The organism is Cognatitamlana onchidii (assembly GCF_004804355.1).
GTDB lineage: Bacteria > Bacteroidota > Bacteroidia > Flavobacteriales > Flavobacteriaceae > Cognatitamlana > Cognatitamlana onchidii.
Map to the genome: position 1 here is coordinate 202720 of NZ_SRWZ01000003.1, position 25274 is coordinate 227993.

The 25274-nt window shown below is 34.6% G+C and carries 28 protein-coding genes; 11 read left to right on the plus strand and 17 right to left on the minus strand.

Features of this window, described 5'->3' with window-relative positions; genetic code table 11:
* Positions 1-150: 150 nt before the first annotated feature.
* On the plus strand, positions 151-1074 hold the full coding sequence (locus E5D58_RS07175) for a formimidoylglutamase (RefSeq protein WP_317129278.1): 924 nt from the start codon (positions 151-153) through the stop codon (positions 1072-1074).
* A gap of 76 nt (positions 1075-1150) precedes the next feature.
* On the opposite strand, the gene E5D58_RS07180 is transcribed toward E5D58_RS07175, so the two are convergent.
* Positions 1151-1735 carry an NUDIX domain-containing protein gene (locus E5D58_RS07180; RefSeq protein ID WP_136481171.1) on the minus strand — a complete coding sequence of 195 codons (585 nt, stop codon included), beginning with the start codon at positions 1733-1735 and terminating at the stop codon, positions 1151-1153.
* A 476-nt stretch (positions 1736-2211) separates the two neighbouring features.
* Between E5D58_RS07180 and E5D58_RS07185 the strand changes: the two genes are divergently transcribed.
* A complete protein-coding gene (locus E5D58_RS07185) occupies positions 2212-2454 on the plus strand; it encodes a hypothetical protein (protein ID WP_136481172.1) in 243 nt (80 codons plus the stop codon).
* A gap of 53 nt (positions 2455-2507) precedes the next feature.
* Here the strand turns inward: E5D58_RS07185 and ettA are convergent, their stop codons facing one another.
* The 6 genes from ettA to E5D58_RS07215 form a co-directional block, all read right to left on the minus strand.
* Complete coding sequence (gene ettA / locus E5D58_RS07190; protein ID WP_136481173.1) at positions 2508-4199, minus strand: energy-dependent translational throttle protein EttA; 1692 nt, start codon at positions 4197-4199, stop codon at positions 2508-2510.
* A gap of 83 nt (positions 4200-4282) precedes the next feature.
* Positions 4283-4465 carry a CAL67264 family membrane protein gene (locus tag E5D58_RS07195; RefSeq protein WP_136481174.1) on the minus strand — a complete coding sequence of 61 codons (183 nt, stop codon included), beginning with the start codon at positions 4463-4465 and terminating at the stop codon, positions 4283-4285.
* 110 nt (positions 4466-4575) lie between these two features.
* Positions 4576-5292 (minus strand): pirin family protein, encoded by a 717-nt coding sequence (locus E5D58_RS07200; RefSeq protein WP_136481175.1) that lies wholly within the window; start codon positions 5290-5292, stop codon positions 4576-4578.
* Between the two features lie 103 nt (positions 5293-5395).
* The gene (locus E5D58_RS07205; RefSeq protein WP_136481176.1) at positions 5396-6265 is read right to left on the minus strand and encodes a pirin family protein; all 870 of its coding nucleotides are present in this window, start codon (positions 6263-6265) and stop codon (positions 5396-5398) included.
* A gap of 51 nt (positions 6266-6316) precedes the next feature.
* Entirely contained in the window at positions 6317-6754 is a 438-nt protein-coding gene (locus E5D58_RS07210; RefSeq protein ID WP_136481177.1) for a MarR family winged helix-turn-helix transcriptional regulator, read from the minus strand.
* Positions 6755-6769: 15 nt separating this feature from the next.
* Entirely contained in the window at positions 6770-7300 is a 531-nt protein-coding gene (locus E5D58_RS07215) for an NADPH-dependent FMN reductase (protein WP_136481178.1), read from the minus strand.
* 141 nt (positions 7301-7441) lie between these two features.
* Here E5D58_RS07215 and E5D58_RS07220 point away from each other — a divergent pair, with 141 nt between their 5' ends.
* Both E5D58_RS07220 and E5D58_RS07225 read left to right on the plus strand, forming a co-directional pair.
* On the plus strand, positions 7442-9085 hold the full coding sequence (locus E5D58_RS07220) for an acyl-CoA carboxylase subunit beta (RefSeq protein WP_136481179.1): 1644 nt from the start codon (positions 7442-7444) through the stop codon (positions 9083-9085).
* A 57-nt stretch (positions 9086-9142) separates the two neighbouring features.
* Positions 9143-9565: a DoxX family protein gene (locus E5D58_RS07225; protein ID WP_136481180.1), complete on the plus strand. Its 423-nt coding sequence runs from the start codon at positions 9143-9145 to the stop codon at positions 9563-9565.
* 56 nt (positions 9566-9621) lie between these two features.
* Here the strand turns inward: E5D58_RS07225 and sppA are convergent, their stop codons facing one another.
* The 7 genes from sppA to E5D58_RS07260 are packed head-to-tail and all read right to left on the minus strand — an operon-like array spanning position 9622 to position 17021.
* The gene (sppA, locus tag E5D58_RS07230) at positions 9622-11385 is read right to left on the minus strand and encodes a signal peptide peptidase SppA (protein ID WP_136481181.1); all 1764 of its coding nucleotides are present in this window, start codon (positions 11383-11385) and stop codon (positions 9622-9624) included.
* 46 nt (positions 11386-11431) lie between these two features.
* On the minus strand, positions 11432-12502 hold the full coding sequence (locus tag E5D58_RS07235; protein ID WP_136481182.1) for an AMP-binding protein: 1071 nt from the start codon (positions 12500-12502) through the stop codon (positions 11432-11434).
* Positions 12503-12547: 45 nt separating this feature from the next.
* On the minus strand, positions 12548-13525 hold the full coding sequence (locus tag E5D58_RS07240; protein ID WP_136481183.1) for a CPBP family intramembrane glutamic endopeptidase: 978 nt from the start codon (positions 13523-13525) through the stop codon (positions 12548-12550).
* Positions 13526-13527: 2 nt separating this feature from the next.
* Entirely contained in the window at positions 13528-14565 is a 1038-nt protein-coding gene (locus E5D58_RS07245; protein WP_136481184.1) for an o-succinylbenzoate synthase, read from the minus strand.
* A complete protein-coding gene (locus E5D58_RS07250; protein WP_136481185.1) occupies positions 14566-15243 on the minus strand; it encodes a metal-dependent hydrolase in 678 nt (225 codons plus the stop codon).
* A 36-nt stretch (positions 15244-15279) separates the two neighbouring features.
* Entirely contained in the window at positions 15280-16182 is a 903-nt protein-coding gene (gene menA, locus E5D58_RS07255) for a 1,4-dihydroxy-2-naphthoate octaprenyltransferase (protein WP_168796651.1), read from the minus strand.
* Positions 16182-17021 carry a 1,4-dihydroxy-2-naphthoyl-CoA synthase gene (locus tag E5D58_RS07260; protein WP_136481187.1) on the minus strand — a complete coding sequence of 280 codons (840 nt, stop codon included), beginning with the start codon at positions 17019-17021 and terminating at the stop codon, positions 16182-16184. Before E5D58_RS07260 ends, menA begins: the two co-directional genes overlap by 1 nt.
* A 322-nt stretch (positions 17022-17343) precedes the next feature.
* On the opposite strand from E5D58_RS07260, the gene E5D58_RS07265 reads away from it, so the two are divergent.
* A complete protein-coding gene (locus E5D58_RS07265) occupies positions 17344-17532 on the plus strand; it encodes a hypothetical protein (RefSeq protein WP_136481188.1) in 189 nt (62 codons plus the stop codon).
* A gap of 2 nt (positions 17533-17534) precedes the next feature.
* Here E5D58_RS07265 and E5D58_RS07270 read toward each other — a convergent pair whose 3' ends face one another.
* Both E5D58_RS07270 and holA read right to left on the minus strand, forming a co-directional pair.
* The gene (locus E5D58_RS07270) at positions 17535-18200 is read right to left on the minus strand and encodes a uracil-DNA glycosylase (RefSeq protein ID WP_136481189.1); all 666 of its coding nucleotides are present in this window, start codon (positions 18198-18200) and stop codon (positions 17535-17537) included.
* 8 nt (positions 18201-18208) lie between these two features.
* The gene (holA, locus tag E5D58_RS07275) at positions 18209-19213 is read right to left on the minus strand and encodes a DNA polymerase III subunit delta (protein ID WP_136481190.1); all 1005 of its coding nucleotides are present in this window, start codon (positions 19211-19213) and stop codon (positions 18209-18211) included.
* Positions 19214-19307: 94 nt separating this feature from the next.
* Between holA and E5D58_RS07280 the strand changes: the two genes are divergently transcribed.
* From E5D58_RS07280 to E5D58_RS07290, 3 genes are all read left to right on the plus strand, one after another.
* Entirely contained in the window at positions 19308-19754 is a 447-nt protein-coding gene (locus E5D58_RS07280) for a type I restriction enzyme HsdR N-terminal domain-containing protein (protein WP_136481191.1), read from the plus strand.
* Positions 19751-20740: a glycosyltransferase family 2 protein gene (locus tag E5D58_RS07285; protein WP_136481192.1), complete on the plus strand. Its 990-nt coding sequence runs from the start codon at positions 19751-19753 to the stop codon at positions 20738-20740. Before E5D58_RS07280 ends, E5D58_RS07285 begins: the two co-directional genes overlap by 4 nt.
* Before the next feature lie 91 nt (positions 20741-20831).
* Positions 20832-21671, plus strand: a complete 840-nt coding sequence (locus tag E5D58_RS07290; RefSeq protein WP_136481193.1) for an OmpA/MotB family protein — start codon at positions 20832-20834, stop codon at positions 21669-21671.
* A 90-nt stretch (positions 21672-21761) separates the two neighbouring features.
* On the opposite strand, the gene E5D58_RS07295 is transcribed toward E5D58_RS07290, so the two are convergent.
* Entirely contained in the window at positions 21762-22382 is a 621-nt protein-coding gene (locus E5D58_RS07295) for an L-threonylcarbamoyladenylate synthase (protein WP_136481451.1), read from the minus strand.
* 49 nt (positions 22383-22431) lie between these two features.
* Here E5D58_RS07295 and E5D58_RS07300 point away from each other — a divergent pair, with 49 nt between their 5' ends.
* Genes E5D58_RS07300 through E5D58_RS07310 form a run of 3 tightly spaced genes read left to right on the plus strand, consistent with a single transcriptional unit; the run spans position 22432 to position 25271 of the window.
* Entirely contained in the window at positions 22432-23298 is an 867-nt protein-coding gene (locus E5D58_RS07300) for an alpha/beta hydrolase (protein ID WP_136481194.1), read from the plus strand.
* Between the two features lie 48 nt (positions 23299-23346).
* Complete coding sequence (locus E5D58_RS07305; protein WP_168796652.1) at positions 23347-24306, plus strand: pepsin/retropepsin-like aspartic protease family protein; 960 nt, start codon at positions 23347-23349, stop codon at positions 24304-24306.
* Between the two features lie 44 nt (positions 24307-24350).
* On the plus strand, positions 24351-25271 hold the full coding sequence (locus E5D58_RS07310) for a glycogen-binding domain-containing protein (protein ID WP_136481196.1): 921 nt from the start codon (positions 24351-24353) through the stop codon (positions 25269-25271).
* The last annotated feature ends 3 nt before the right edge of the window (positions 25272-25274 follow it).

Consider the following 25274-nt stretch of genomic DNA (forward strand, 5'->3'; position numbering starts at 1 on the left):
TATTTTAAATGTGGTAAATAATTTAGTGTATTTTTATTTATCAAAAATCATTTACTCAATATGGATAGGCTCGTTTTATTTAGCAATAACACTCGTAAAAAGCTATTAAACAAGCGTACTGGCGAATCCAAATTTGGTCAACATGTGCAAATGTTAACCAACATTTCCAGTATATACGAACAACTTAAAAGTTTGGATGTTACACATGTTGTTTTAGGTTTATCAGAAGATGTTGGTGTTTTTGCGAACTCAGGAAAAACTGGTACTTCAAGAGCCTGGGAAACTACACTGAAAGCCCTTTTGAATATTCAAAGCAATAAATTTACGAAAGCGACTAGTGTTCTAATCTTAGGTCATATTGATTTTTCACATGAGCTTTTAGCTATATCAAAACTTAATCCAAAAAAGAAGCAGGACATAGCCAAATCAAGAAAATTGGTAGACAAAATAGATAGATATGTAACTCACATCATATATCAAATTGTTTCTGCTGGCAAAAAGCCGATTATTATTGGAGGGGGACACAATAACGGTTATGGGGCTATTAAAGGCACCTGTTTGGCTTTAGATAAGCCTATAAATGTTGTTAATTTTGATGCGCATAGTGACTTCAGAATTGAAGAAGGTCGGCATAGTGGCAACGCCTTTAAATATGCTTTTACGGAAGGTTTCTTGAGAAACTATTTTATTTTTGGACTTCATGAAAACTATACATCGAATAAAGTTTTAGACCTTCTGGATAAGACAAAATCCGTTGAGTACAACACCTACGAGGCCATTGAAGTTAGGAACGATTTAAAGTTTAAAAAAGAGTTGCAAAGAGCTGCTAGATTTGTATCGGACGATGTTTTTGGTATTGAAATAGACTGCGATGCTATATTAAACACACCCAGTAGTGCAACAACTCCAAGTGGATTTGGAGTAAACAAAGCACGACTATTTGTAAGTTTTATGGCTAAGTTGGATAACGCTAAATATTTACATATTTGTGAAGGCATTCCTTCTAAAAAGAAACCCCATGTAATGGGTAAGCTTATTACTTACTTAATAACCGATTTTATAAAATCTAATTAAATAAAAAAATTGCCTTAACGTGATAATACCTCATTCGAATGAACGATGTAGCATCAAAATAAGTGTCGACAAACCCCTACTTTATCAGGTTATGAATGATGGCATATTGCAGAAGTACAATAGTGCGGGTATCTTCAATTTCGCCTTTGTTTAGCATATCTTTCGCCTTTTGAAAAGACCACTCTAATACTTCAATATCCTCTTGTTCACTATCAAGCCCCCCGCCATTATTTACCTTCATATGATCTTCATACTCACCTATAAAAAAATGCATTTTCTCTGTCATAACTCCTGGCGACGAGTAGGCTTCATAAACTTTTTTAACTGCTTTTAGCCTATATCCAACCTCCTCTTCGGTTTCTCTAATTATACAAGCTTCAGGGTTGTCTTTATCTAACATACCAGCACAGACCTCTATTAAAAAACCATCTTTATTGTCATTTAAAAACGTTGGCATTCTAAATTGTTTGGTAAGTATTACGGTTTTCTTAGTTGTATTGTATAATAAAATTCCAGCACCATCTCCTCTATCGTAAACCTCACGGATTTGTTCTACCCAATGCCCTGAGCTCATCTTGTAATTGAATGTGATTTTTTTAAGAATGTAATAGTTATCTGAAAGCAAATCAGACTTAACATTTTTTATTAGCTCCTTTCCCATACTTTTACTTAACTAAAATTAAAACGAAACAATGTTTTATGCTAATATAAAAGATTTAAAGTACGTGCTCTATACATTATCAAATTATGAAAGGTAGGCATGGTCCATTAAAAAGTTTTATTAGATTCTTTCAATGTTTACAATTAACCTACATACAAATTAATGCAATAATTAGCCCCTTGTTTCAACATCCCAGTTGATAATCATTTTTGCAGAAGATTGGTTATGCTCAATATATGGTTTTATGCTTAATTCTCATATTAAACTACCAGTAGATTTGTTAATAAAAAAACTAATAACAAAGACCAACATAGTCTTATCAAATAATTAATAACTAGATGTTTTACAAACACTTGCGAGATAGATTATGTCATGTTATTAACAATCATTTGTAAAAAAATATAACGATTTTTAATATGTGGCAATCCATAAATTGTGGTATATTTGATAAGCTATTAACCCAAACATTCCTATATATGATTACTAACCTGTTAATTTCTAAAACTTTAGCAATTGCAATTATGAATCAATCTTATATTGTTAATGTTTTAATTGTAGTGGTTATTTTCTTCAGTATTCTGCTCATTCTTGGTATTAGAAAGTCTTACAAGTTGAAAAAAGAAAACGAGCGCTTGAATAAAATAAGCGAAGATCTTGCCAATAAAAAAGAAGAATACACAGACTTTACGGAAGGCCATATGTATGGCGGAGACAACTAAATAGTTATCCTAAAAATATATTATTTTAATATAACCTAGCTATTTCTGCTTACTTAGCGCACTAATTTTTTATACTTAATACGTTTAGGCATCAAATCGCCACCGAGGCGTTTCTTCTTATTCTCTTCGTAATCAGAAAAACTCCCCTCAAAGAAATAAACCTGAGAGTCGCCTTCAAATGCCAATATATGTGTACAAATTCTATCTAAAAACCAACGATCATGACTAATTACGACGGCACAACCCGCAAAATTCTCTAAACCTTCTTCTAAGGCACGTAATGTGTTCACATCAAGATCATTAGTGGGTTCATCTAAAAGTAATACATTACCTTCCTCTTTAAGTGTCATAGCTAAATGCAAACGGTTACGTTCACCACCCGACAACAAGTTCACCTTTTTGTTTTGCTCACTACCTGAAAAGTTAAAACGACTTAGGTAAGCCCTAGAATTCACTTGCTTGCCACCCATCATAACAAGTTCTTGCTCGTCACTAAAGTTTTGCCAAATGGTCTTTTCTGGATCAATATTGACATGACTCTGATCTACATAAGCTATTTTCGCTGTATCTCCAACAACGAACTCCCCTTTATCTGGTGTTTCATCACCCATAATCATTCTAAAAATTGTAGACTTACCAGCACCATTAGGTCCAATAATTCCAACAATTCCCGCTTGTGGTAAATTAAAGTTTAAATCGTCGTACAATAACTTATCATCATAAGCTTTTGCAACCCCTTTGGCTTCAATAACATTAGTTCCTAAACGCGGACCATTTGGAATGTATATTTCTAGTTTTTCATCAAGCTGCTTTTGGTCTTGACTCAATAGCTTATCATAATTTTTTAAACGTGCCTTTTGTTTTGTTTGACGTCCTTTGGCTCCTTGGCGCACCCATTCTAGCTCGCGCTCTAAAGTTTTTTGTCGCTTAGAAGCTGCTTTACCTTCTTGAGCCATTCGCTTTGATTTTTGGTCTAACCAAGACGAATAATTTCCTTTCCAAGGAATACCTTCACCTCTATCTAACTCTAAAATCCAACCTGCTACATTATCCAAAAAGTATCTATCGTGGGTAACGGCAATTACCGTTCCTTTATATTGAGCCAAATGATGCTCTAACCAATGAACAGACTCTGCATCCAAGTGATTGGTAGGCTCATCCAACAATAAGACATCTGGTTCCTGTAATAATAACCGGCATAAAGCTACACGTCTACGCTCCCCGCCAGAAAGCACAGCTATTTTTTTATCACCATCGGGCGTGCGTAAAGCATCCATAGCAATCTCTAACTTGGTGTCCAACTCCCAAGCATTAGCAGCATCAATCTGATCTTGTAATTCTGCCTGACGGTTCATAAGCTTTTCCATCTTGTCCGGATCGCTATACACCTCTTCTAAACCAAACTGATCGTTTATTTTGTTATATTCATCAAGAATAGCCACCGTTTCGGCCGCACCTTCACGAACTACTTCCATAACGGTTTTCTCATCGTCCAACTTAGGTTCTTGTTCTAAATAGCCCACAGAATAATCTTGCGAAAACACAACATCTCCTTGATAATTCTTATCAACGCCAGCAATAATTTTTAAAAGTGTCGATTTACCTGAACCATTAAGTCCTAAAATTCCAATTTTAGCACCGTAAAAAAAGCTTAAGTAAATATTCTTTAAAACTGGTGTATTGGCACTTTGAAATGTCTTGGTAACACCAGACATGGAAAAAATAATCTTTTTATCGTCGCTCATCTTATATGTTTATCTGTTGAAACGTTTAACAGGTTTATTCCAAATATCGTAAAGTGTTAAGCGTTATTCAATATTGTAAAGTTTTACACACGTCCTTTTAAAGCATTAAAAACCCAGGCTACTGCAAAAAAGCCACAGCCAACAGCAGCAAATCCCCATCCCGCAACATCATCGTATCTAAAAGCACCTAATGCTATTAGAGCCAACCCTACAAAAATCATTATCCATGTGGCCCAGGCTAATACCGTATTTTTATTCATCGCCATAATCTTAATCCTATTTAATTTTGGTTGTTAGTATAAAGGCAAATATCGTAGTTTTAAACAAAAAAAGCACCCGTTTTAGGTGCTTTTTCGCTATCAATCTTGCAAATACATTAGTTCATAGGAACTTCAATAATGATAACTTCAGAATTTTCTTTAGCTAAAATCTCTAAACTTTGTATATTCCAAACACCAATAGCATCGCGCTTACTTAAAGTATTATTGGATACTTCAACTTGGCCTTCAATAACAAAAACATAAAACCCATTATTTGTTGACTTTGGGATTAAACTCGTAGAATTTCCTGTACCTAATTTCGTTTTGTATATATAAGCCTGTTGACCAATGGGTAATGCGTTACCCTCCAACTTATCCTTTGGCGCTACTAACGTATGTAACTTGTTTATTTGTTCCAAATCCTCGAACTTTCGTTGTTCATAATTTGGTTCAACGTTTTTAGCTTCCGGGATTATCCATAGTTGTAAAAAATTAACCGCTTCGGTTTTACTATCATTAAATTCAGAATGTGTCAATCCCGTTCCGGCACTCATTACTTGCACTTCGCCTACTTCAATGGCACGTTTATTCCCCATACTATCTTTATGTGAAAGTGCGCCTTTTAATGGAATTGAGATTATTTCCATATTTTGGTGTGGATGGGTTCCAAACCCCATTTTTGGCTGTACAACGTCGTCGTTTAATACCCTTAACATTCCAAAATTCATGCGATTAGGGTTTTGATATCCTGCAAAACTAAACGAGTGATGCGATTTTAACCACCCATGATTTGCGAAACCTCTTGTATCTGCTTTGTGAATTACTGTTTTCATGATTTTAAATTTTTTTTTAATTATTATTTAGACATTAACTAAAGAGTCAAGCTTTCCTTTTTATCTCCTGGGAAGACATTATTATGAACTTATTCACAATATTTTACGCTGGTAAAAATCCCATTTTTCCCATTTGATAATCACGCATAGCCTCCATAATCTCCGTTTGGGTGTTCATTACATAAGGGCCATAAGTAGTTACAGGCTCATTAAAAGGAGCGCCCGAAAGGAATAATAATTTGCTAGGCTCATGCCCCTCTAAAGCAAAGCCTTCACCATCTTGATGAAATTCGATTAACTGATGCTCATTCAACTTTAAGTTTTCCGAATCGTTAATAGTAACATCACCTTTCAATAAATACACAGCCGACTGATGAGAACTTGGAACTTTTATTTCAAAATGCCCTCCAGATTCTATATTTATCATAAAGGCATTAACGGGTGTTTGCGTTTTCACTCGCCCATGTACGCCTTCCCATTCTCCTGCAATAATTTGAATTTTAACCTTGTTGTCATCTGATGCAACCACTTTAAAGTCTTCATTTTTTACATGCTGATAATTTGCAGGAATCATTTTCTTTTCGGCTGGTAAATTTAACCACAACTGTATCCCTTCTAACGTCCCACCACGTGCTACAAAATCTTTTGAGGGGCCTTCGGCATGTATAATACCTCTGCCCGCAGTGGTCCATTGCACATCTCCTGATCTTACAAGACTTTCGTTTCCTAACGAATCTCTATGCAGCTGCTCTCCTTGGATTAAAAAGGTGATCGGTTCAAAACCACGATGTGGATGTGGCCCCAAATCAAAAGGATTTGTGCCCTCCGATATTTCAAAAGGCCCATAATGATGTAATAGTATAAATGGATCTATGTTATCTATATGCTGTGTTGGAAGGGGTTGGCGTAACCGAATTGGCCCCATATTTACAAAATCGCTTCTTCCAATTGTTTTTATTGTATTTCGTTTCATAATCTTTGGTTTTAAAAATAATTTCCATGGAAACTATTTATTTAAATTTTTTTATCGGATTTTATCCAATAAGTCGCTAAGTATTTCAGCTTCTTTATCGGTTAGCTTATCTAACAGGTCATTCTTATAGTTGGCATCAATATCCTTCAACAATTGTAATCCAGATGCTGTGATTTCAATGTGCACAACCCGCCTATCCTCTGGGCATGGCAATCTGTTAATAAGTCCTTTATCGCAAAGTTTATCCATTAATCGTGTAGCATTTGGTGCTCGTTCAATCATTCGTTCTTTTATGGTTTGTACTTTTAAGGGTTTACCTCCTCCTCTTAGAATTCTCAGTATATTAAACTGTTGTGGAGAAATTCCAAAGGGTTTAAAGAATTCATTTTGAATACTACTTATCCAATTGGCCGTATATATTATATTTAATAAAGCTTTAATTTTATTATTAGCAAATTTCGAATTTATGTCCTTTGAAATGTCTCCCATGGTTCGATATTTTAATTATAATGAGGCTTCAAATGTCGTAACAGCTTCATTTAAGTTTGAAGCTAATTCTTCATCTAAAATCTTATCTTCTTTAAAATTATCAAAAAACAATGGCAAACTAAAATCTGCTACAATATTGCCACCCATGTATTGAAAACGTCCCTTTGCTATTTCTAATACTGAGGCCCCGCCTCTACCGCCTGGTGATGTTGCCATCAATAGCATAGGCTTGTTGCTCCATAGCTTACCATCTATTCTAGACATCCAATCAAATATATTTTTAAACGCGGTAGCGTACGCACCATTGTGTTCTGCTAACGATAATATTATACCGTCTGATGATTTGATATAATTTAAAAATTTTTCTGCATTATCTGGGATTCCATGTTCATTTTCTAAATCAATCCCGTATAATGGTAATTCAAAATCATTTAGATCTAAAACAGTTGTTTTAACGTTCTTAACTTGATGAGCTACATAAATTGCTAATTGTTTGTTGATAGACTCTTTACTGTTACTTCCTGCAAATGCTATTATTTGTTTCATTTCTATGTTATTTTATGTTACGAATATAGAAATAAAATTAATATATTCCAAGGAATATATTTCCATGTAATATTTTTTAACAAAACATTCACTTTTTATACAGACATGGGTTTTGTAATTTCGTTGTAAATTAAAGCAATCATGGACATCAACTTCAATAAAAACGAAGATCATAACAAACTACTTGTATCAGAATTAAATAAAAGACTTGCAAAAGTATGCTTGGGTGGCGGTAAATCTCGTATTGAAAAGCTTCATAGTAAAGGTAAACTATCTGCAAGAGAACGTATTGACTATTTGCTGGATGACAAGTCTAAATCCATAGAAATAGGCGCTTTTGCTGGTGAAGACATGTATCCTGAACATGGTGGATGCCCATCTGGTGGCGTTGTTGTGAAAATTGGTTATGTCAAAGGAAAACAATGTATTGTTGTTGCCAATGACGCCACGGTAAAAGCTGGAGCTTGGTTTCCCATTACTGCAAAAAAGAACTTACGCGCCCAGGAAATAGCTATTGAAAACAGATTACCTATTATATTTTTGGTGGATTCAGCCGGCGTATACCTGCCGATGCAAGATGAAATATTCCCAGATAAAGAACACTTCGGTCGCATCTTTAGAAATAACGCCATTATGAGTAGTATGGGGATTACTCAGATAGCTGCAGTTATGGGGAGCTGTGTAGCCGGTGGTGCTTACCTACCTATTATGAGTGATGAGGCTTTAATTGTTGATAAAACAGGAAGTATCTTTTTGGCAGGCAGCTATTTGGTTAAAGCTGCCATTGGTGAAAGTATTGACAATGAAACGTTAGGCGGCGCCACAACACATTGTGAAATTTCTGGTGTTACCGATTACAAAGCCAAAGATGATAAAGATGCTCTAGACAAAATAAAAAATATCGTCGATAAAATCGGTGACTATGATAAGACAGGATTTAATCGCTCCGCCTCAAAGAAGCCCAAAGAAAATCCAAATGATATCTTTGGAATATTACCTAAAAGTCGCGCAGACCAATACGACATGTATGAAATTATTAAAAGATTGGTTGATAATTCTGAATATGAAGAGTATAAAGCTGGGTACGGACAAACCATTATCACTTGCTATGCGCGTATTGATGGATGGGCAGTTGGAATTGTGGCCAATCAACGTCAGATTGTAAAAACAACAGGTTCAAAAACCAAAGCAACCGAAATGCAATTTGGTGGCGTAATTTACAACGACTCTGCCGATAAAGCAACGCGATTTATAGCCAATTGCAACCAAAAGAAAATTCCTTTGGTATTCTTGCAGGATGTAACTGGTTTTATGGTAGGTAGTAAAAGCGAACATTCTGGCATCATAAAAGATGGTGCAAAAATGGTAAATGCGGTAAGCAATTCTGTGGTTCCTAAATTTACAATTGTTATTGGTAATAGTTATGGCGCGGGCAATTATGCCATGTGTGGAAAAGCGTATGATCCACGTCTTATTGTGGCATGGCCAAGTGCAGAACTTGCAGTTATGAGTGGTAATTCTGCTGCTAAAGTACTACTTCAAATAGAGAAAGCGTCGCTTGAAAAACAAGGAGAAACATTTACTGAAGAAAAAGAGAAAGCCCTTTACAACAAAATTAAAGCGAGATACGACAATCAAGTATCACCATACTATGCAGCTGCTAGAATATGGACAGATGCTATTATCAATCCATTAGATACACGCACGTGGATTTCTATGGGTATTGAAGCTGCTAATCACGCGCCTATTGAAAAGCAATTTAACTTAGGTGTTTTGCAGGTTTAATTTTAAAATCTGATTAGTTTTTATTATCTTAAGAACTGAAAATCAACAATTTCAGTCATGGAAACAATTAAAACATTAAACAAATGGGCTAATGCGCATACGTATATCCCACTTGATTTGGTAAGAATTGCATTGGGCGTTTTTCTATTCTTTAAAGGCATAAACTTTATGGGGAATACGGAAATGCTCATGCAACTATTTGAACCCATACAAAGTATGGCCGGCGGTATGCTTGTGGTGCATTATGTAGCCCCTGCACATTTTATTGGAGGCATTTTAATTGCTTTTGGTTTATTAACACGTTGGGCTATCATTGCACAACTCCCTATACTTATTGGAGCTATTGCCATTAATTTTGCGGGAGATATGAATGTTAGTAACCTTTACTTGGCCATAGCTACACTTTTGATTTGTGGCTTTTTCTTGTTGTATGGCTCTGGTAAACATTCTTTAGATTATTATTTTAAGATGCAGCAATGAACAAAAAAGGTGACGTAAAACGTCACCTTTTTAATATTATGAAACCCACTATTTCATTATTTAATCTCTGTAGTAAAAGGAAATAGTAATTGAACACCCTTCTTCTTAGACATAGACTTAACTTCTTTAAGAAGTTTATAGTTTTCTTCGCCTAGTTCTTCCTTTAAAATGGTTTCTTTTGTCGTTGCCAAACCAAACTGTTCTAGCAACTTTTCTAAATCTTTTTCAAAAACGGGAAACTCCTTTATTTTATAATCATCTATTCCTGAGGCTTCAGCGGCCCTTTGAAGTGCTAAATCTAATCCCCCCAACTCATCAACTAATCCATTATTAACAGCATCTACTCCAGTCCATACTCGACCTTGTGCAACGTGTTCTACTTGTTCACGGGTTAAACTTCGACCAGTAGCTACCCTGTTAGAAAACAATTCATAAACATCTAAGACACCTTCTTTTATAAAAGCCCGTTGCCTTTCGTTCAATGGCTCAAAAAAGCTATAAGTTACAGCATTGGTATTAGTTGACACCTGTTCTGCATTGATGCCCATATTCTCAGCCAATTCTTTAGCATTAGGCAGCATGCCAAATACACCAATACTTCCTGTAATAGTGGTTGGCTCCGCTATAATTTTATCTGCGTTACAGGCAATATAATACCCTCCTGAAGCCGCAAAATCGCCCATAGAAACTATAACTGGCTTTACTTTTTTGGTAAGTTCAATCTCTCTCCAAATAAGCTCACTGGCTAAAGCACTGCCACCAGGTGAATTAATTCTTATCACAACAGCTTTAACCCGCTTGTCTTGCCTCGCCTTCTTTAAGGATGTATTCATAGAAATCTGACCTACCATATTCTGATCACCCTTACCATATATAATATCCCCTTGTGCATAAATAACAGCTATCCTATTCTTGCTTGACTTTGTTTGTATTTTATTTGAAACATACTCGGCATAATCTTTAATAACTATTTTATTCAATTTGCTTGAAGTTGTTAATCCTATAGCCTGCTTTATGCCATTGATATACTCGTCATAATATCCTATTTTATCAATTAAACCAGATGATAATGCCAATTTGGGGTTGCGAGCCAACAAACTGTCTGCAATTAATTCTAATTGCGCTTCTGGTACCTGTCTAGTTTCAGAAATATCTTTCTTAATTTCACGCCATAAGGCGTTTAGGTAAGCCGAAATTTGTTCTCTATTATTAGTACTCATTTCATTTGCTAAAAAAGGCTCCACTGCACTTTTGTATTTACCATGCCTTATAACCTCCATTTTAAACCCAGATTTTTCCTGAAAATCTTTAAAGTATAAATGTTCGGTGTATAGCCCTTTGAACTCCATCATGCCAGAAGGACTCAAATAAATAGTATCTGCAACAGAACATAAATAATAGTCCTTTTGAGATAGTACGTCCCCATAAGAAACAACAAACTTTCCGGATGATTTAAACTTTTTCAAGGCATCTCTTAAAGCTTTGGTTTGACTTATACCTGCCATAATAAAATTATTAGGTATCGAGATCCCCTCAATATTCTCATCTATTGCTGCATAGTTTATTGCGTCTATTAAGTTAAATAATCCATTTTTTTTGTGCTCGTTCAAAAAAGCATATTGCTTAAACTCTAATTTACCTGCATAGTCTTTAATAGGGAAATCCAGTTTGAGCTCTAGTACTGACTTTGGCTTTACCTGAATTAAATCTTCGGAACTCGATCCTAAAATAACCAGCAATACCATCAAACCAAAAAAGCATAAGGCAAAAAATAGTACAAGACCTGTCAGCGTGGACAAAACACGTTTAAAAAAACTCATAAATTTATTTTACTAATAAGTAGTTAAGGGTACTTGTTTTGTTACATTAAAAATCTAACATTTCTAGGGTCCTTTTTCGATGAATTTTACCTGAAGATGTTTCCGAAAACTTGGATATAGTAATAATTTCCTTTGGTTTTTCATATTTCTCTAAGTCATCAAAAATTGAAGCATCCAAATCATTAGTGTCGCTTTCTAATATTAAGACCACTTTCTCTCCTAATGTATCATCAGGTTTAGAAGATATAAAAAACTCTTCATTTATCTTACTTTGTAATTTTTTTTCAATTTGCTCTGGAAATAATTTAATACCTCCAGAATTTATGACATTATCTATTCTACCCAACCATTCAAAGCTGGTTTCAGAAACAATATTTACCAAATCATTGGTAACAATTTTATCCTCAGATAACTGAGGCGCATTAATCACTAAGCAACCTCGTTTATCCTGAGAAACTTTAATGTTTGGCAACGTATTAAAACAATTTTCTGATTCTGTATTTTCGATATGGTTTAGTTTTTTAACCGCAATATGAGAAACTGTTTCTGTCATACCATAAGTTTCATATACTTGCGGCTTTTTATCTTGAATCGAATCCTTAATGGGCTTTGAAACTTGACCTCCTCCAACAATAACAGTTTTTATCTTTTTTAAATATTTTGCAAAACTTTTTAATTGCATAGGTGTAAAAGCACAAAACGCATAATCCTTTTCATAATCGATAAGAGGCAAAACAGAAGGTTCTACCATATCTAATTCAAGTCCTAGCACAATGGCACGTACCATCATCATTTTTCCCGCAATAAAATTTGACGGTAAACAATGTAGTACTTTATCGCCTGGTTTTAAATTGAAAAAATCACCTGTAGCAATGGCTGAGTTTACCATAGCTTGTTTTTTAATTTGTAATTTTTTGGGTTTACCAGTAGATCCTGAAGTGCTTACAGTTACAAAGTCTTTTTCATCTAACCAGTCCAATAAAAAATTACCTAATTTTTGTTGATAAGGAACGCCTTCTTTGACGTAACTATAGGCTACTTCCATTAAATCTTCATGATTGTAGCTAACGTTGTCTAGTTTAAACTTAATATGAACTTTGGTGTAATCTGGTATCATAACTATTTTATAATTTTATTCTTTATAAATCCTTAGAATCTTATTTTATGTATCCGTGCTTCCAATAGCCTTTATATTATTATCTAAACCTTTCGATTCTTCTACAGGCCCCATGAGTTTTTCCTTCCAACTATGCCAGCCATATTTTCTACTAAGAATAAGCACAAGGATTGGAAACACCACAAATACAGGTATAAATATTTCAAGCAGAGCCATTTCTCCGGGATCTGATAAGTCTTTTAAAATAGAGTGTGTTTGAAAGGCAGTCCAGTCTGCAGTTACTAAGAGTGCTGCAAACAAATTATTCGCAGCATGGAAACCCAATGCTAGCTCTAAGCCATCATCCATGAGTGTTATAACACCCAAAAACAAACCCGTACCAATGTAATAAATCATAATAACATAACCCATTTTTTCAACCTCAGGATTAGCAATATGCATTAAACCAAAACCTATGGATGTAATCAGTAAAGGCAACCATCTATGTTTAAAAACAACCCCCAAACCTTGCATTAAATAGCCTCTAAAGAAGTATTCTTCAAAACTTGTTTGAAGCGGAATTAAAACTATTGCAATAACAGAGAGTATTAAAAAAGGCTGTAGGTTAAAGTTCCACTCATAGTCTGTTGGATTCATAAAATAGTCTACCAAAACAAAGCTACTTGATACTGTCCCCCATAGAAAAAAAATAAACCAAAAACGTTTCCAGTCTATTTTCCGCCTAACTGTAGTAAAGTTGGTAACGGATAGTTTATGTATGAGCTTGGTTGACAAAAAAACTCCAGCAAGCCCAAAAACAAAAGAGAGTAACATTAAAAACAGAAAAAGATTGCTACCTAACAGGTCCATTATTTCTGGAATATCGGTTGGGATACTGTCTGCATCCAAATTAAGAGATTTTAATAGTACTGCCGATAACAAGGGTATCATGCCTACAAACTGCCACGCACTAAAAATAATGGCAACTCCTATTATATAACGCCACCACTCATGCAGTCCTTTATATGCTTGTTCTATGTACATCGTTATAAATTAAATATCCAGTTTAAATTGTTTTTGTATGTGAGTTGCCCCTGAGCAACACGTAAAGGGCATTCAAAATTATTTGTAAATAGTCCTCCTGTCCCTAAGCCCTGTGGCATATTACTCACTTTTGTATAAGTGTATTGCGCTATTGCATTTAAACCAATATTACTCTCTAAAGCACTAGTAACCCACCACCCTATTTTTTCTTTTTCGGCTAAACTAATCCAGGCGTCACTTCCTGAAAAACCACCAACCAAACTTGGCTTAAGAATAATATACTGAGGCTTTATAGTTTGAAGCAATTTGGCTTTTTCTGTTACATCGATTACACCAATTAATTCCTCATCTAAAGCTATTGGCAAAGGTGTTTTTTCACATAATTCTGCCATGTCGTCAATCTGTCCCTGTTTTATAGGTTGTTCAATAGAATGTAAGTCAAAATCAGATAAAATCTTCAACTTTTCCAAGGCTTCATCAGGTTTAAACGCTCCATTGGCATCCACTCGAATTTCAATATCGTTAGGAGTAAACTCCTTTCTTATTGCCTTAATCAGTTCCATTTCTGCATCAAAATCGATGGCACCAATCTTCATTTTTATGCAACTAAAACCACTATTAATTTTATCATGAATTTGTCTCTGCATAAAATCTTGCGAACCCATCCATATTAAACCGTTTATTGGTATGGGAGCTTCTTTTTTTGTAAAGTCTGAGGGGAATAATTCAAATTTGTCATGACTCTCCAAAGATTTAAAAGACATCTCAACCCCTATTTGTATACTTGGAAATTCATGCAACTGAGACATTAACACATCAACTCCTAAGTGAATATTTTGGCAGACCCAATTTAATCGATCTTCATAGTGCGGCTTATCGTCATAAGAAAGCCCTCTAAACAAACCACACTCTCCTATACCACGAGCATTCCCTTGTTCTAAAAAAAGCAACCAAGTTTCTTTGGTTTTTAAAACGCCACGAGACGTGCCGCTAGCTTGTTTAAAATGCAATATATGGCGTTTATAAGATGCCTTTATCATCTACAATTCAATAAAATCTCCTATTTCTAAAAGCATTAAATCCTTATTCTTTTCAAAGAATTTTCTTTTAGCCAAATCATGATTAATTTCTATATACCCAAACGTATCAAAATGATATCCTAAAACTTTGTCGCATTCAACAAAATCGCTAGCTGTTATGGCATCATCAATGCCCATGGTAAAATTATCGCCAATGGGTAAAATAGCCAAATCTAATTTAGTTTGCATTGGAATCAATTTCATATCATATGTTAGGGCGGTATCTCCCGCTATATAGACGTTTTTATGAGCTCCTTCAATAACAAATCCTCCAGGTTGTCCGCCATAACTTCCATCTGGAAACGACGAGGTATGTATGGCATTTACATATTTTACTGAACCAAAATCAAAATCCCACTCACCCCCATGGTTCATTGGGTGTCCGCCTATTCCCAATTTTTCAAAATACGATACAATTTCAAAGTTTGATACTATTTGAGCACCCGTTCGTTTTGCAATAGCTTCGACATCTAAAATATGATCTTGATGCGCATGGGTAACTAAAATATAATCAGCCTCAAGTGTGTTAATATCAATATGAGACGCTTTAGGGTTTGCAGATATAAAGGGATCTACTAAAATATTAACGTCACCAACCTGAATACCTAAACTAGCATGACCGTAAAAAGTAATTTTCATTGTTAAAAAATTAAATCATGAAATTACAAAAAAAAACTACATTAAGTGGCCTATCCCCATCAATACTGCCAATAAAACTGTGGTTAAAGCCAGCTTTTTTAATTCTGGGTCTAAATGACTTGGGTTATCCGTATTTCTTACTTTCTTTAAGTGATATAAAAGCGGAATATAAGTGACTATAAAAATTAGATTGTAAGGTGACGTATAGTATAACACCCCAAATAAAGCAGAGATAAAAATAGCCGATAACACTAAAAAATAATGATAGGTTTTTACACGAGATTCTCCTAGTATGACGGCAAGCGTGATTTTATTGGATTTAGCGTCAGAAATTCGGTCTCTCATATTATTCAGGTTTAAAACACCTGTACTTAACAAGCCTATTGTTAGGGCTGGTAAAAACACAACATGATCAATCCTTTTGGCATAAAGAACATAGCAACCTATAACACTAACAAGACCAAAAAAAACAAATACAAACACATCTCCTAATCCTTTGTAGCCATAGGCTCCACCGCCAACGGTATATCTAATTGCAGCAACAATAGATGCAATTCCCAAAGCAAAAAAAGTTATGGTTAAAAAGAAATGCTTTACTCCAAATGCCTGAAAAATCAGTGTAAAGGCTAAACCAATAGAAATTAACACATTTATTTTGATAACCTCGAAGAGATCCTCTGGAGAAATCTTTCCAGATTGAACAGCGCGTTCTGGACCAATCCGATCGTTATTATCGGTGCCTTTTACCCCATCGCCATAATCGTTGGCTAAATTAGAAAGGATTTGAAAACTCAATGTCGTTAGAATAGCAAAAATAAAAATACGCCATTCGAATACGCCATTATAATGAGCCAAACAAGAAGCTAAGATGATTCCAGAAATAGACAATGGCAGCGTTCTTAAGCGCATAGCCGAAATCAAAATTGAAACATTTTTCATTAAGGAATCCATTTTTTATCAAAATTAGGCTTACGCTTTTCTAAAAACGCATTTCTACCCTCTTTTGCTTCATCAGTCATATAAGCGAGTCTGGTGGCTTCTCCAGCAAAAACTTGCTGCCCAACCATACCATCGTCGGTTAAATTCATGGCAAACTTTAGCATTTTAATAGAAGTTGGTGATTTTGCTAATATTTCCTGAGCCCATTGGTAGGCAGTATCTTCCAATTCATTATGCGGAATAACGGCATTTACCATCCCCATATCGTATGCTTCTTGCGCAGAATAATTTCTTCCTAAGAAAAAAATCTCCCTAGCTTTTTTCTGCCCTACCATTTTGGCTAAATATGCTGAGCCATAACCACCATCAAAGCTGGTTACATCTGCATCTGTTTGCTTAAATATAGCATGTTCTTTACTCGCTAATGTTAAGTCACAAACTACATGTAAACTATGACCTCCTCCAACTGCCCATCCTGGAACAACGGCAATAACAGCCTTGGGCATAAACCGGATTAAGCGTTGCACTTCCAGTATATTTAAACGATGGTACCCATCTTCTCCAACATACCCTTGATGCCCCCTTGCCTTTTGATCGCCACCACTACAAAACGAATACACACCATCTTTAGTTGAAGGACCTTCAGCCGATAATAAAACGACTCCAATCGTTACATCTTCATTAGCATCATAAAAAGCATCGTATAATTCACTGGTTGTTTTGGGACGAAAGGCATTTCTAACATTTGGCCTATTAAAGGCTATTCTAGCCACACCATTACATTTTTTATATGTAATATCCTGGTATTCTTTGGCGGTTACCCAACTGGCTTTTTCCATATTATTAATTTTAGCCAAAAATAAATTTTATTTCATTAAAACGCTTATGATACCAATGAAAAGTAAGTTTTTATTTTTACGCTTCGTTTTGGTACTAGCCAAATCAAAAGCCTCTAGAAGCAACTCTTTAAAACCATTTTAATAAAATAGTTTAAAAAAAAAAGCAAATCTTCAAAATAACCGAATTTGAATTATGTATTCCTAAAAACGCAGATTTAAGTATATGTACGTAGTTATTTGTAGTCTTTTTTTTATTAATTTCGCACTTTAGAAATTGGTTCTTTTTTGAACGAACTTTTAACAACAACAAAACTAAACATTCATGTTATTAACAATTACACTTGTAATTTCAGGACTGGTATTATTTAATTTATTGCTTTTAAAGTACTCGATTAATGACATAGAACGCAGTTCAAAAAGCAGCAAAAACAAACCTGTTGTGTTAAAACCTGAGGTTGAAGTAAAACCTATAAAACCTATTGCGCAAACCCTTGCTCCAACAGGAAGTTAAGCTTACCAATTTATAGTTGTCTTTCCTAGTTTATATAAACAAGCATTGGTTTGACTAAAATTTTTATTCCCAAACCAATACCCCCTATTCGCACTTAATGGTGATGGATGTCCTGAAGTAAGTATCTTATGCCTTGATTTATCTATCAATTTCACCTTTTTCTTGGCAAAGCCCCCCCATAATAAAAACACAACATCCTTTTTATTAGCACTTAACGTTTTTATGACTGCATCTGTAAAGGTTTCCCATCCTTTTTTTTGATGACTACCAGGCTTATGCGCTCTTACTGTGAGTGTTGCATTTAAAAGTAAAACCCCTTGATTAGCCCATCGCAAAAGGTTTCCACTTTCCGGATAAGGCGTTCCTAAGTCACTTTCAATTTCTTTAAAAATATTTATTAGTGAAGGCGGATGCTTTATCCCGTCGTTTACAGAAAAGCACAAACCATTGGCTTGGCCAACATCATGATAAGGGTCCTGACCTATTATAACGACCTTTACATCATTAAAATGACATTGATTAAAGGCATTAAAAATGTCTTTCCCTGAAGGAAAACAAGTATGAGTTTTATATTCTGACTTCACAAAATCCACCAAACTTTCAAAATATGGTTTAGAAAATTCATCCTGCAACCAAGGCTTCCAACTTTCATGAATATTAACGTCCACGGTTATGGTTAGTTTAAAATTTTAACTAATAATTCCTTTAACAAATCTCCTTGAGGCACTGCATTAGCCCCGACTCCTTTACTTTTAACGTCGAAATCGCGAAGTATTGAAACAACTAAACTAACCTTACGCATAGGATAATTTCTGGCAGCCAATATATACTCATTAACAAAATACGGGTTAATCCTTAATGCCGATGCTACACTGCGTGGCGACTTGTCTTGTAATCCATGAAAATGTAGAAGCTGAGAGAAAAAGTTAAAAAGCAACGACACCGTGACAACCATGGGATTATCTTTAGGGTTTTCGGCAAAATAATTTACAATTTTATAGGCTTTTACAGCATTTTTTTCACCTATTGCCTTTCGTAATTCAAAATTATTATAGTCCTTACTAATACCTATATTTTCCTCTATATGTTCTGGTGTAATTTGCGTATTCTTGGGTAGAATAATCTGAAGTTTTTCTAACTCGTTATTTATTTTGCTCAAGTCTGTTCCTAAAAACTCTACTAACATTTGCGCCGCTTTTGGTGTAATGGCGTAACTTTTAGGAGCCAATACCCGTCTTATCCAATCTGCGACTTGATTTTCGTACAGTTTTTTACTCTCGAAAACAACGCCAGTCTTCTTTAAGGCTTTATAGAGTCCTTTGCGTTTATCTAGCTTCTTATACTTATAGTTTAGTACTAAAACGGTTGAAGGCTGTGGATTTAAGGCATAGGACGATAATTTCTCAATGGTTCTTGATAAATCTTGAGCCTCCTTAATTATAACCACCTGATGTTCGGCCATCATGGGGTAACGTTTTGCGTTGCTTACAATATCATCGGTAGTAATATCTCTTCCATATAAAACCATTTGATTAAACCCGCGCTCGGCCTCCGTTAAAATAGCATTTTCAATAAAATCGGATATTTTATCTATGTAGTAGGGCTCTTCACCCATTAAAAAATATATGGGCTTAAGGTTTTTATTCTTTATATCTGTAACTAGCTGCTTAACTTCGTCCAAATCAAAAAAAGCTTTGAATTTACATCCAACAAACAGGATGGTTTTTTGGTAATTGATTAATGTAGGTTACCTTTGGAACATAAACTAAAACGTATTGCAAGCTCTTAACTTCCCTAAGTATTCCTTTCGATTCAAAAATAAAGAAAATAAAGTTTCTATTTTCGATCCCATTCGTAAAAAGTTTGTGATTTTACAACCCGAAGAATGGGTCAGGCAGCACTGCATAAAATATTTGATAGAACTTAAAGGGTATCCTAAGTCGTTAATAAATGTAGAAAAAGAGATTACCATAAACGATTTGAAAAAACGCTACGATATTGTGGTTTACAATCCTGATGGAAGTATTCATCTTGTTATTGAATGCAAAGCGCCCAAGGTAAAAATTACTCAAGAAACTTTTAACCAGATTGCTAGGTATAATTTGAAGTTAAATGCATCGTTTTTAATGGTAACTAATGGGCTAAATCATTATTATTGCCAAATGGATTTTGTAAACGAACATTATATCTTTTTAAAAGAAATTCCCGATTATAACGCATGAATATAGCCATTGTTATACTTAATTGGAACGGAGAAAAATTACTTAAACAGTTTTTACCTACTGTTATAGAAAACTCTCCAGAAGCCAAGATTTATATTGCTGATAATGCCTCCACAGACAATTCTGTTGACTTTGTAAAAAACAACTTCCCTTCAATAAGTATTATAAAGAATAACGAAAATGGTGGTTATGCAAAAGGCTATAATGATGCCCTAAAACACATTGAAGCTGACGTATTCTGCCTATTAAATAACGACGTAGAGGTTTCCAAAAACTGGCTATTACCAATACTTAAAACCTTTACATCTCGGCAAGATGTAGGTATCATGCAACCTAAACTTCTCGATTACAACAAAAGAAACCATTTTGAATACGCCGGTGCCGCTGGAGGTTTTATTGATAAGTTTGGCTACCCCTATTGCCGAGGGAGAATTTTTAATACTATTGAAAAGGATATTGGGCAATATAACGATACGACTGAAATATTTTGGGCCTCGGGAGCCTGCTTGTTTATAAGAAGTAGCATTTATAAAGAATTAAAAGGATTGGATCAACATTTCTTTGCACATATAGAAGAGATTGACCTCTGTTGGCGTGCAAAAAATTTAGGTTACAAAGTAGTCTACAACAGTGCTTCTGTTATTTATCATCTTGGCGGGGCAACACTAAGCAACACCAATCCCAGAAAAACATTTCTTAACTTTAGGAACAGCCTCTTTGCCTTAGTAAAAAATGCCAAACAACCCATTTCAGGGTTAATATGTTTTCGTTTGTTATTAGATGGTATTGCAGGCATAAAATTCCTTTTAGAACTAAAGCCTCAACATACGTTTGCAATTGTAAAAGCTCACCTTAGTTTTTACAAACATTTTAGCCGATTAATAAAACAGCGCAAATCTTTGAAACAGACCATAAAATATTATCAAAAAACATCTATTGTCTTTGATTATTTCGTAAATAAAAAAACGAATTTCAAAAGTTTATAAGTCGTTAGTAAAAGTTTTGTTAAAATGGTGTGAACCACCGATTTTTATATATTTTTGTGTAACAATTTAGTAAAGTTAATCTTAATTAATTATGAAGAAAATCTTATTGCTTAGTGTATCTTTTATGGTATTATTAAGTTCATGTGTATCAAAAAAACAATTTACAGACCTTCAGGCAAAACAAAAGGAAACCCAAGATTTGCTTAACTCTGCAACCGTAAAATTAAATTCTTGTTTAGAAGATAGAGCTGCAGCCACGGCTAGAGCAACTTCATTAGAGGAGCAAGTAGCAGATTTAAGAAAAAACAATGATAATCTTCAAATCTTATCAGCAAAGGGAGCGAGTAGTATTGAAAAAACTTTAGAAAGTATCAAAGAAAAAGAGTTAAAAATATCTCGCTTGCAAGATGCTTTAACAAAAAAGGATAGTGTTACACTAGCCTTGGTAACAAGCTTAAAAAGAGAAGTTGGTATTAACGATCCAGACATTGAGGTAAATGTTGAAAAAGGTGTGGTATTTATCTCTATTGCCGATAAATTATTATTTAAAAGTGGTAGTTATAACGTAACTTCAAGAGCTAAAGAAGTGCTAGCTAAAGTAGCTAAAGTGGTAAACAGTAAACCTGATTTTGAGTGCATGATTGAAGGACACACCGATGATGTGCCTTATAACAAAGCACCATTAATAGATAACTGGGATTTAAGTGTTAAACGTTCTACTTCTATCATTAGAGTTTTACAAGATTTAGATGTTAACCCTTCTCAATTAATTGCGGCTGGACGTAGTTCGTATGTGCCATTAGCACCAAATGACACGGCTGCTAATAGAGCAAAAAACAGACGTACGCGCGTTGTGGTAATGCCTAAAATCGATCAGTTTTATGACATGATTGAAAAAGAAATGAAAAATCTTGAGGCTGGAGGAAACTAGTTAAAGCTTATTTTAAATTATAGAGAAGCCCAACTTAAAAAGTTGGGCTTTTTGTTGTTTTTAGATTACTAATATTTTTAGAATTTTATCTTAAAAAATCTCTAGATCGCCTTTACCTTCACGAACAACAACCGGTTCTCTTTCTGATAAATCAATAACGGTTGAGGCTTGATTGTCCCCATACCCCCCATCGATAACCAAATCGACTAAATTATCCCATTTTTCAAGAATCAGCTCTGGGTCGGTGGTGTATTCCAAAACGGCATCTTCATCATGTATGGATGTCGAGATTATGGGATTTCCTAATTGCCTCACAATGTCTAATGCAATATTATTGTCTGGCACTCTTATACCCACCGTTTTTCTTTTTTTAAACGGGTTAGGCAGTGATTTAGATCCTGGAAGAATAAACGTATAGGGACCTGGTAAAGCTCTTTTTAAGATTTTAAAAACCGAGGTATCTATTTGTTTAACATAATCACTTAAGTTGCTTAAATCGCTACATACAAAGGAGAAGTTCGACTTTTCTAATTTCACACCCTTTATTTTGGCCACACGTTCCAAAGCCTTAATATTTGTTATATCGCAGCCTAAGCCATATACCGTATCTGTTGGATATATAATAAGTCCACCTTTTCGTAGTATCTCAACCGCCTTTTCTATTTCTCTAGGATTAGGATTCTCTTCATAAATTCTCAACGAAATAGCCATAATAATATCAATTATCTTTACATTACACAAAGTAAATATTATTTTCAACATGAGATACTTAAGAATTACTTTAATTCTCGCTCTGTGTATGTTTCTATACGTGGGTTGTTCAAATACAAATGATGAAGAAGTAATCATTAATAGATTTGATCCTTCTAAAAGCTATGCCAGCGAAGCTCTTAGCTATGGTCCCAAAACCAATCAAATCCTAGATATATTCTTGCCAGCCAACAGAACTACGGCTACTAAAACCCTTATTTTAGTTCATGGAGGTGGTTGGACCTCTGGTGATAAGGCCGATATGAATTTTGTAAAAGAACTTATAAAACAAGATTTTCCGGATGTAGCTATCGCCAATATAAACTACCAATTAGCTAGCACTAACAGACCGCCATACCCCATGCAGATTGATGATATAACAGAAGCTGTTCAATTTTTAGTGGCTAACAAGGAGCAGTATACTATTTCCGATACTATTGGTTTTATAGGTATAAGTGCAGGAGCTCATTTGTCCATGTTATGGTCTTATGCCTTCGATTCTAATAAACAAGTAGAGATGGTTTGCAGTATTGTTGGCCCTACAAACTTTACCGACCCCGTCTACTTAAACAATACTTCTCCTATTATTGAACCTCTTATTGACTTATTTGGACAAACGCCCACAATCCAGTTACTTGAAAAAGCAAGTCCCTATCATCAAGTTACGTCTGTTGCGCCTCCAACTATTATGTTTTATGCTGAGAATGATGAATTAGTGCCAATCTCTCAAGGTCTCGATATGAGAGATAAACTTGCAACTCTTGGTGTACCCCATGAATTTACCCTATACCCAAATGTTGGTCATGGGCTAGGTATAGGCGAAATTTTAGATGTTTGGGCTAAACTTAAAATCTTTATTACGAATAAGTTTTTATAGTATAAGACTGTAACAATTAGGTTTTTTTTCAGTCTTAACAATATGAGAATGCTTCTATTAAGTATACTGCTATTTTTTAAATGTGGATTTCTATTAAATGCACATAATAGCACCTCACCCCCTATTATTTTCTCTAAGGCTGAGAAGATTGATCAATATACAACCAGAATTCCATTTAAATTAGTAGATCACCTTATTGTGGTTAATGCCGAAATTTACAATCAAAAAGGAAATTTTATTATTGATACAGGATCTGAATCTATGATTTTAAACGAGGTTCATTTTCCTAAGCTTTATAATCAGCAAAACGTTTCGATACATGCTACTGGTATACTACAAAATGTAGAAAATAATTATCAAAAACGAATTAAAACATTCATTCTTGAGAACTTTAGCCTTGAAAACAAAACAGCTCATATTATTAATTTATCGGCTATTGAGAAAAGTAAAAAGGTTAAAATACTTGGTATTATAGGGTATAATATTTTAAAAGATTATGAGGTTTTTATTGACATGTATTTAAACCAGATCACACTTACAAAAGTGGATTCTTTTGGAAACAAAATGAATAAACACTTATATTTAGAAAAAATAAGTGATAGCATTCCTTTTAAATTGAAAGGGCATACTATTACTGTAAAAGGCACTATTAACCATGAAGATGCGACATTTGGTATTGATTCTGCCGCAGAGTTCAACCAAATTAACAAGCGCATTAGCAAGAAAGCCTTGAAGTATTTTATCCCTAAAAACAGATTGAAGTTATCTGGTATTGGTGGTAAAAAAATTGAAGTTTTGGCAGGAAAATTGCACAGAGTAAAATTGAGCGAATCAACTTATTTTGGTCCCATGGTAACGGTTCTTACAAATTTGAACAAGATAAACGAAGCCTTTGGTGTATCGCTTGATGGTATTTTAGGGTACGAGTTTTTTGCTCAAAAAAGAACAATAATTAATTATCAAAAAGAACAGTTATCTTTTATAGACTTCCCCATACTATTTCATTAAACACAATTAAAGGGCCTCTTTTAATAATTTGTGTTTGCCTATTCATGCACTCTGGTTACGCTCAAAGCACCCCATACAAGGGGTATAGCTTAGAGGGCGACTCCATTGTTTTTTCTTTCGACGTACGTGAATACTCAAAATTTACGCAAGAGCATACTGGCCAAACGCTAGACTTCGATGACTTTAACATTGAAAGTGTTGTAGTTTCAGGAGAATTTAACTCTTGGTCTAAGAATGACTGGAAAATGAATAAAATAGACGCTTACCATTACCAGCTCAAAAAAAGTATTCTTGATTTTAATGATGCGTTTTCCTGGGAATTTAAATTCGTAATTAATAATTCGTTTTGGGCTGAACCTTCAAAATACGATGCCAATGCCACCAAAGCCAAGAAAAATGGCAAACGCTTAAAAGGGGTTTATAATTTGAACATGTATACGGCCTATCCTGATATACAAGGTAATGCGCATTTTAAACTATTTGGTTTTTTAAATGCCAAGAAAGTCATTTTAGCGGGTTCTTTTAACAAATGGGATGAGCAAGCCTTTAAAATGAAAAAAACTAGTTGGGGCTGGGAGCTTATTTTAAATATGAGACCCGATATTTACCAGTACCGGTTTATTGTAGATGGACACTGGATGGAAGACCCTAACAACCCCAATAAAATAGAAAACGAATTTAATGCGTATAATTCAGTTTTAGATATTAAAGCGTATACCACCTTTAAACTACGAGGGTATACTAATGCCGAAAAAGTTGTTTTAACGGGATCTTTTAATAACTGGAATGAACACCAACTGGTAATGCGAAAAATGGATTATGGATGGAAATATGTTATGCCACTTTCAGGAGGTAAACACCATTATAAATTTATAGTAGATGGTCATTGGATTGTAGATCCTGAAAACACTGTTAAAGAGTACGATGGAAACGGTCATATTAACTCCGTAAAAATGGTTAAATAAACC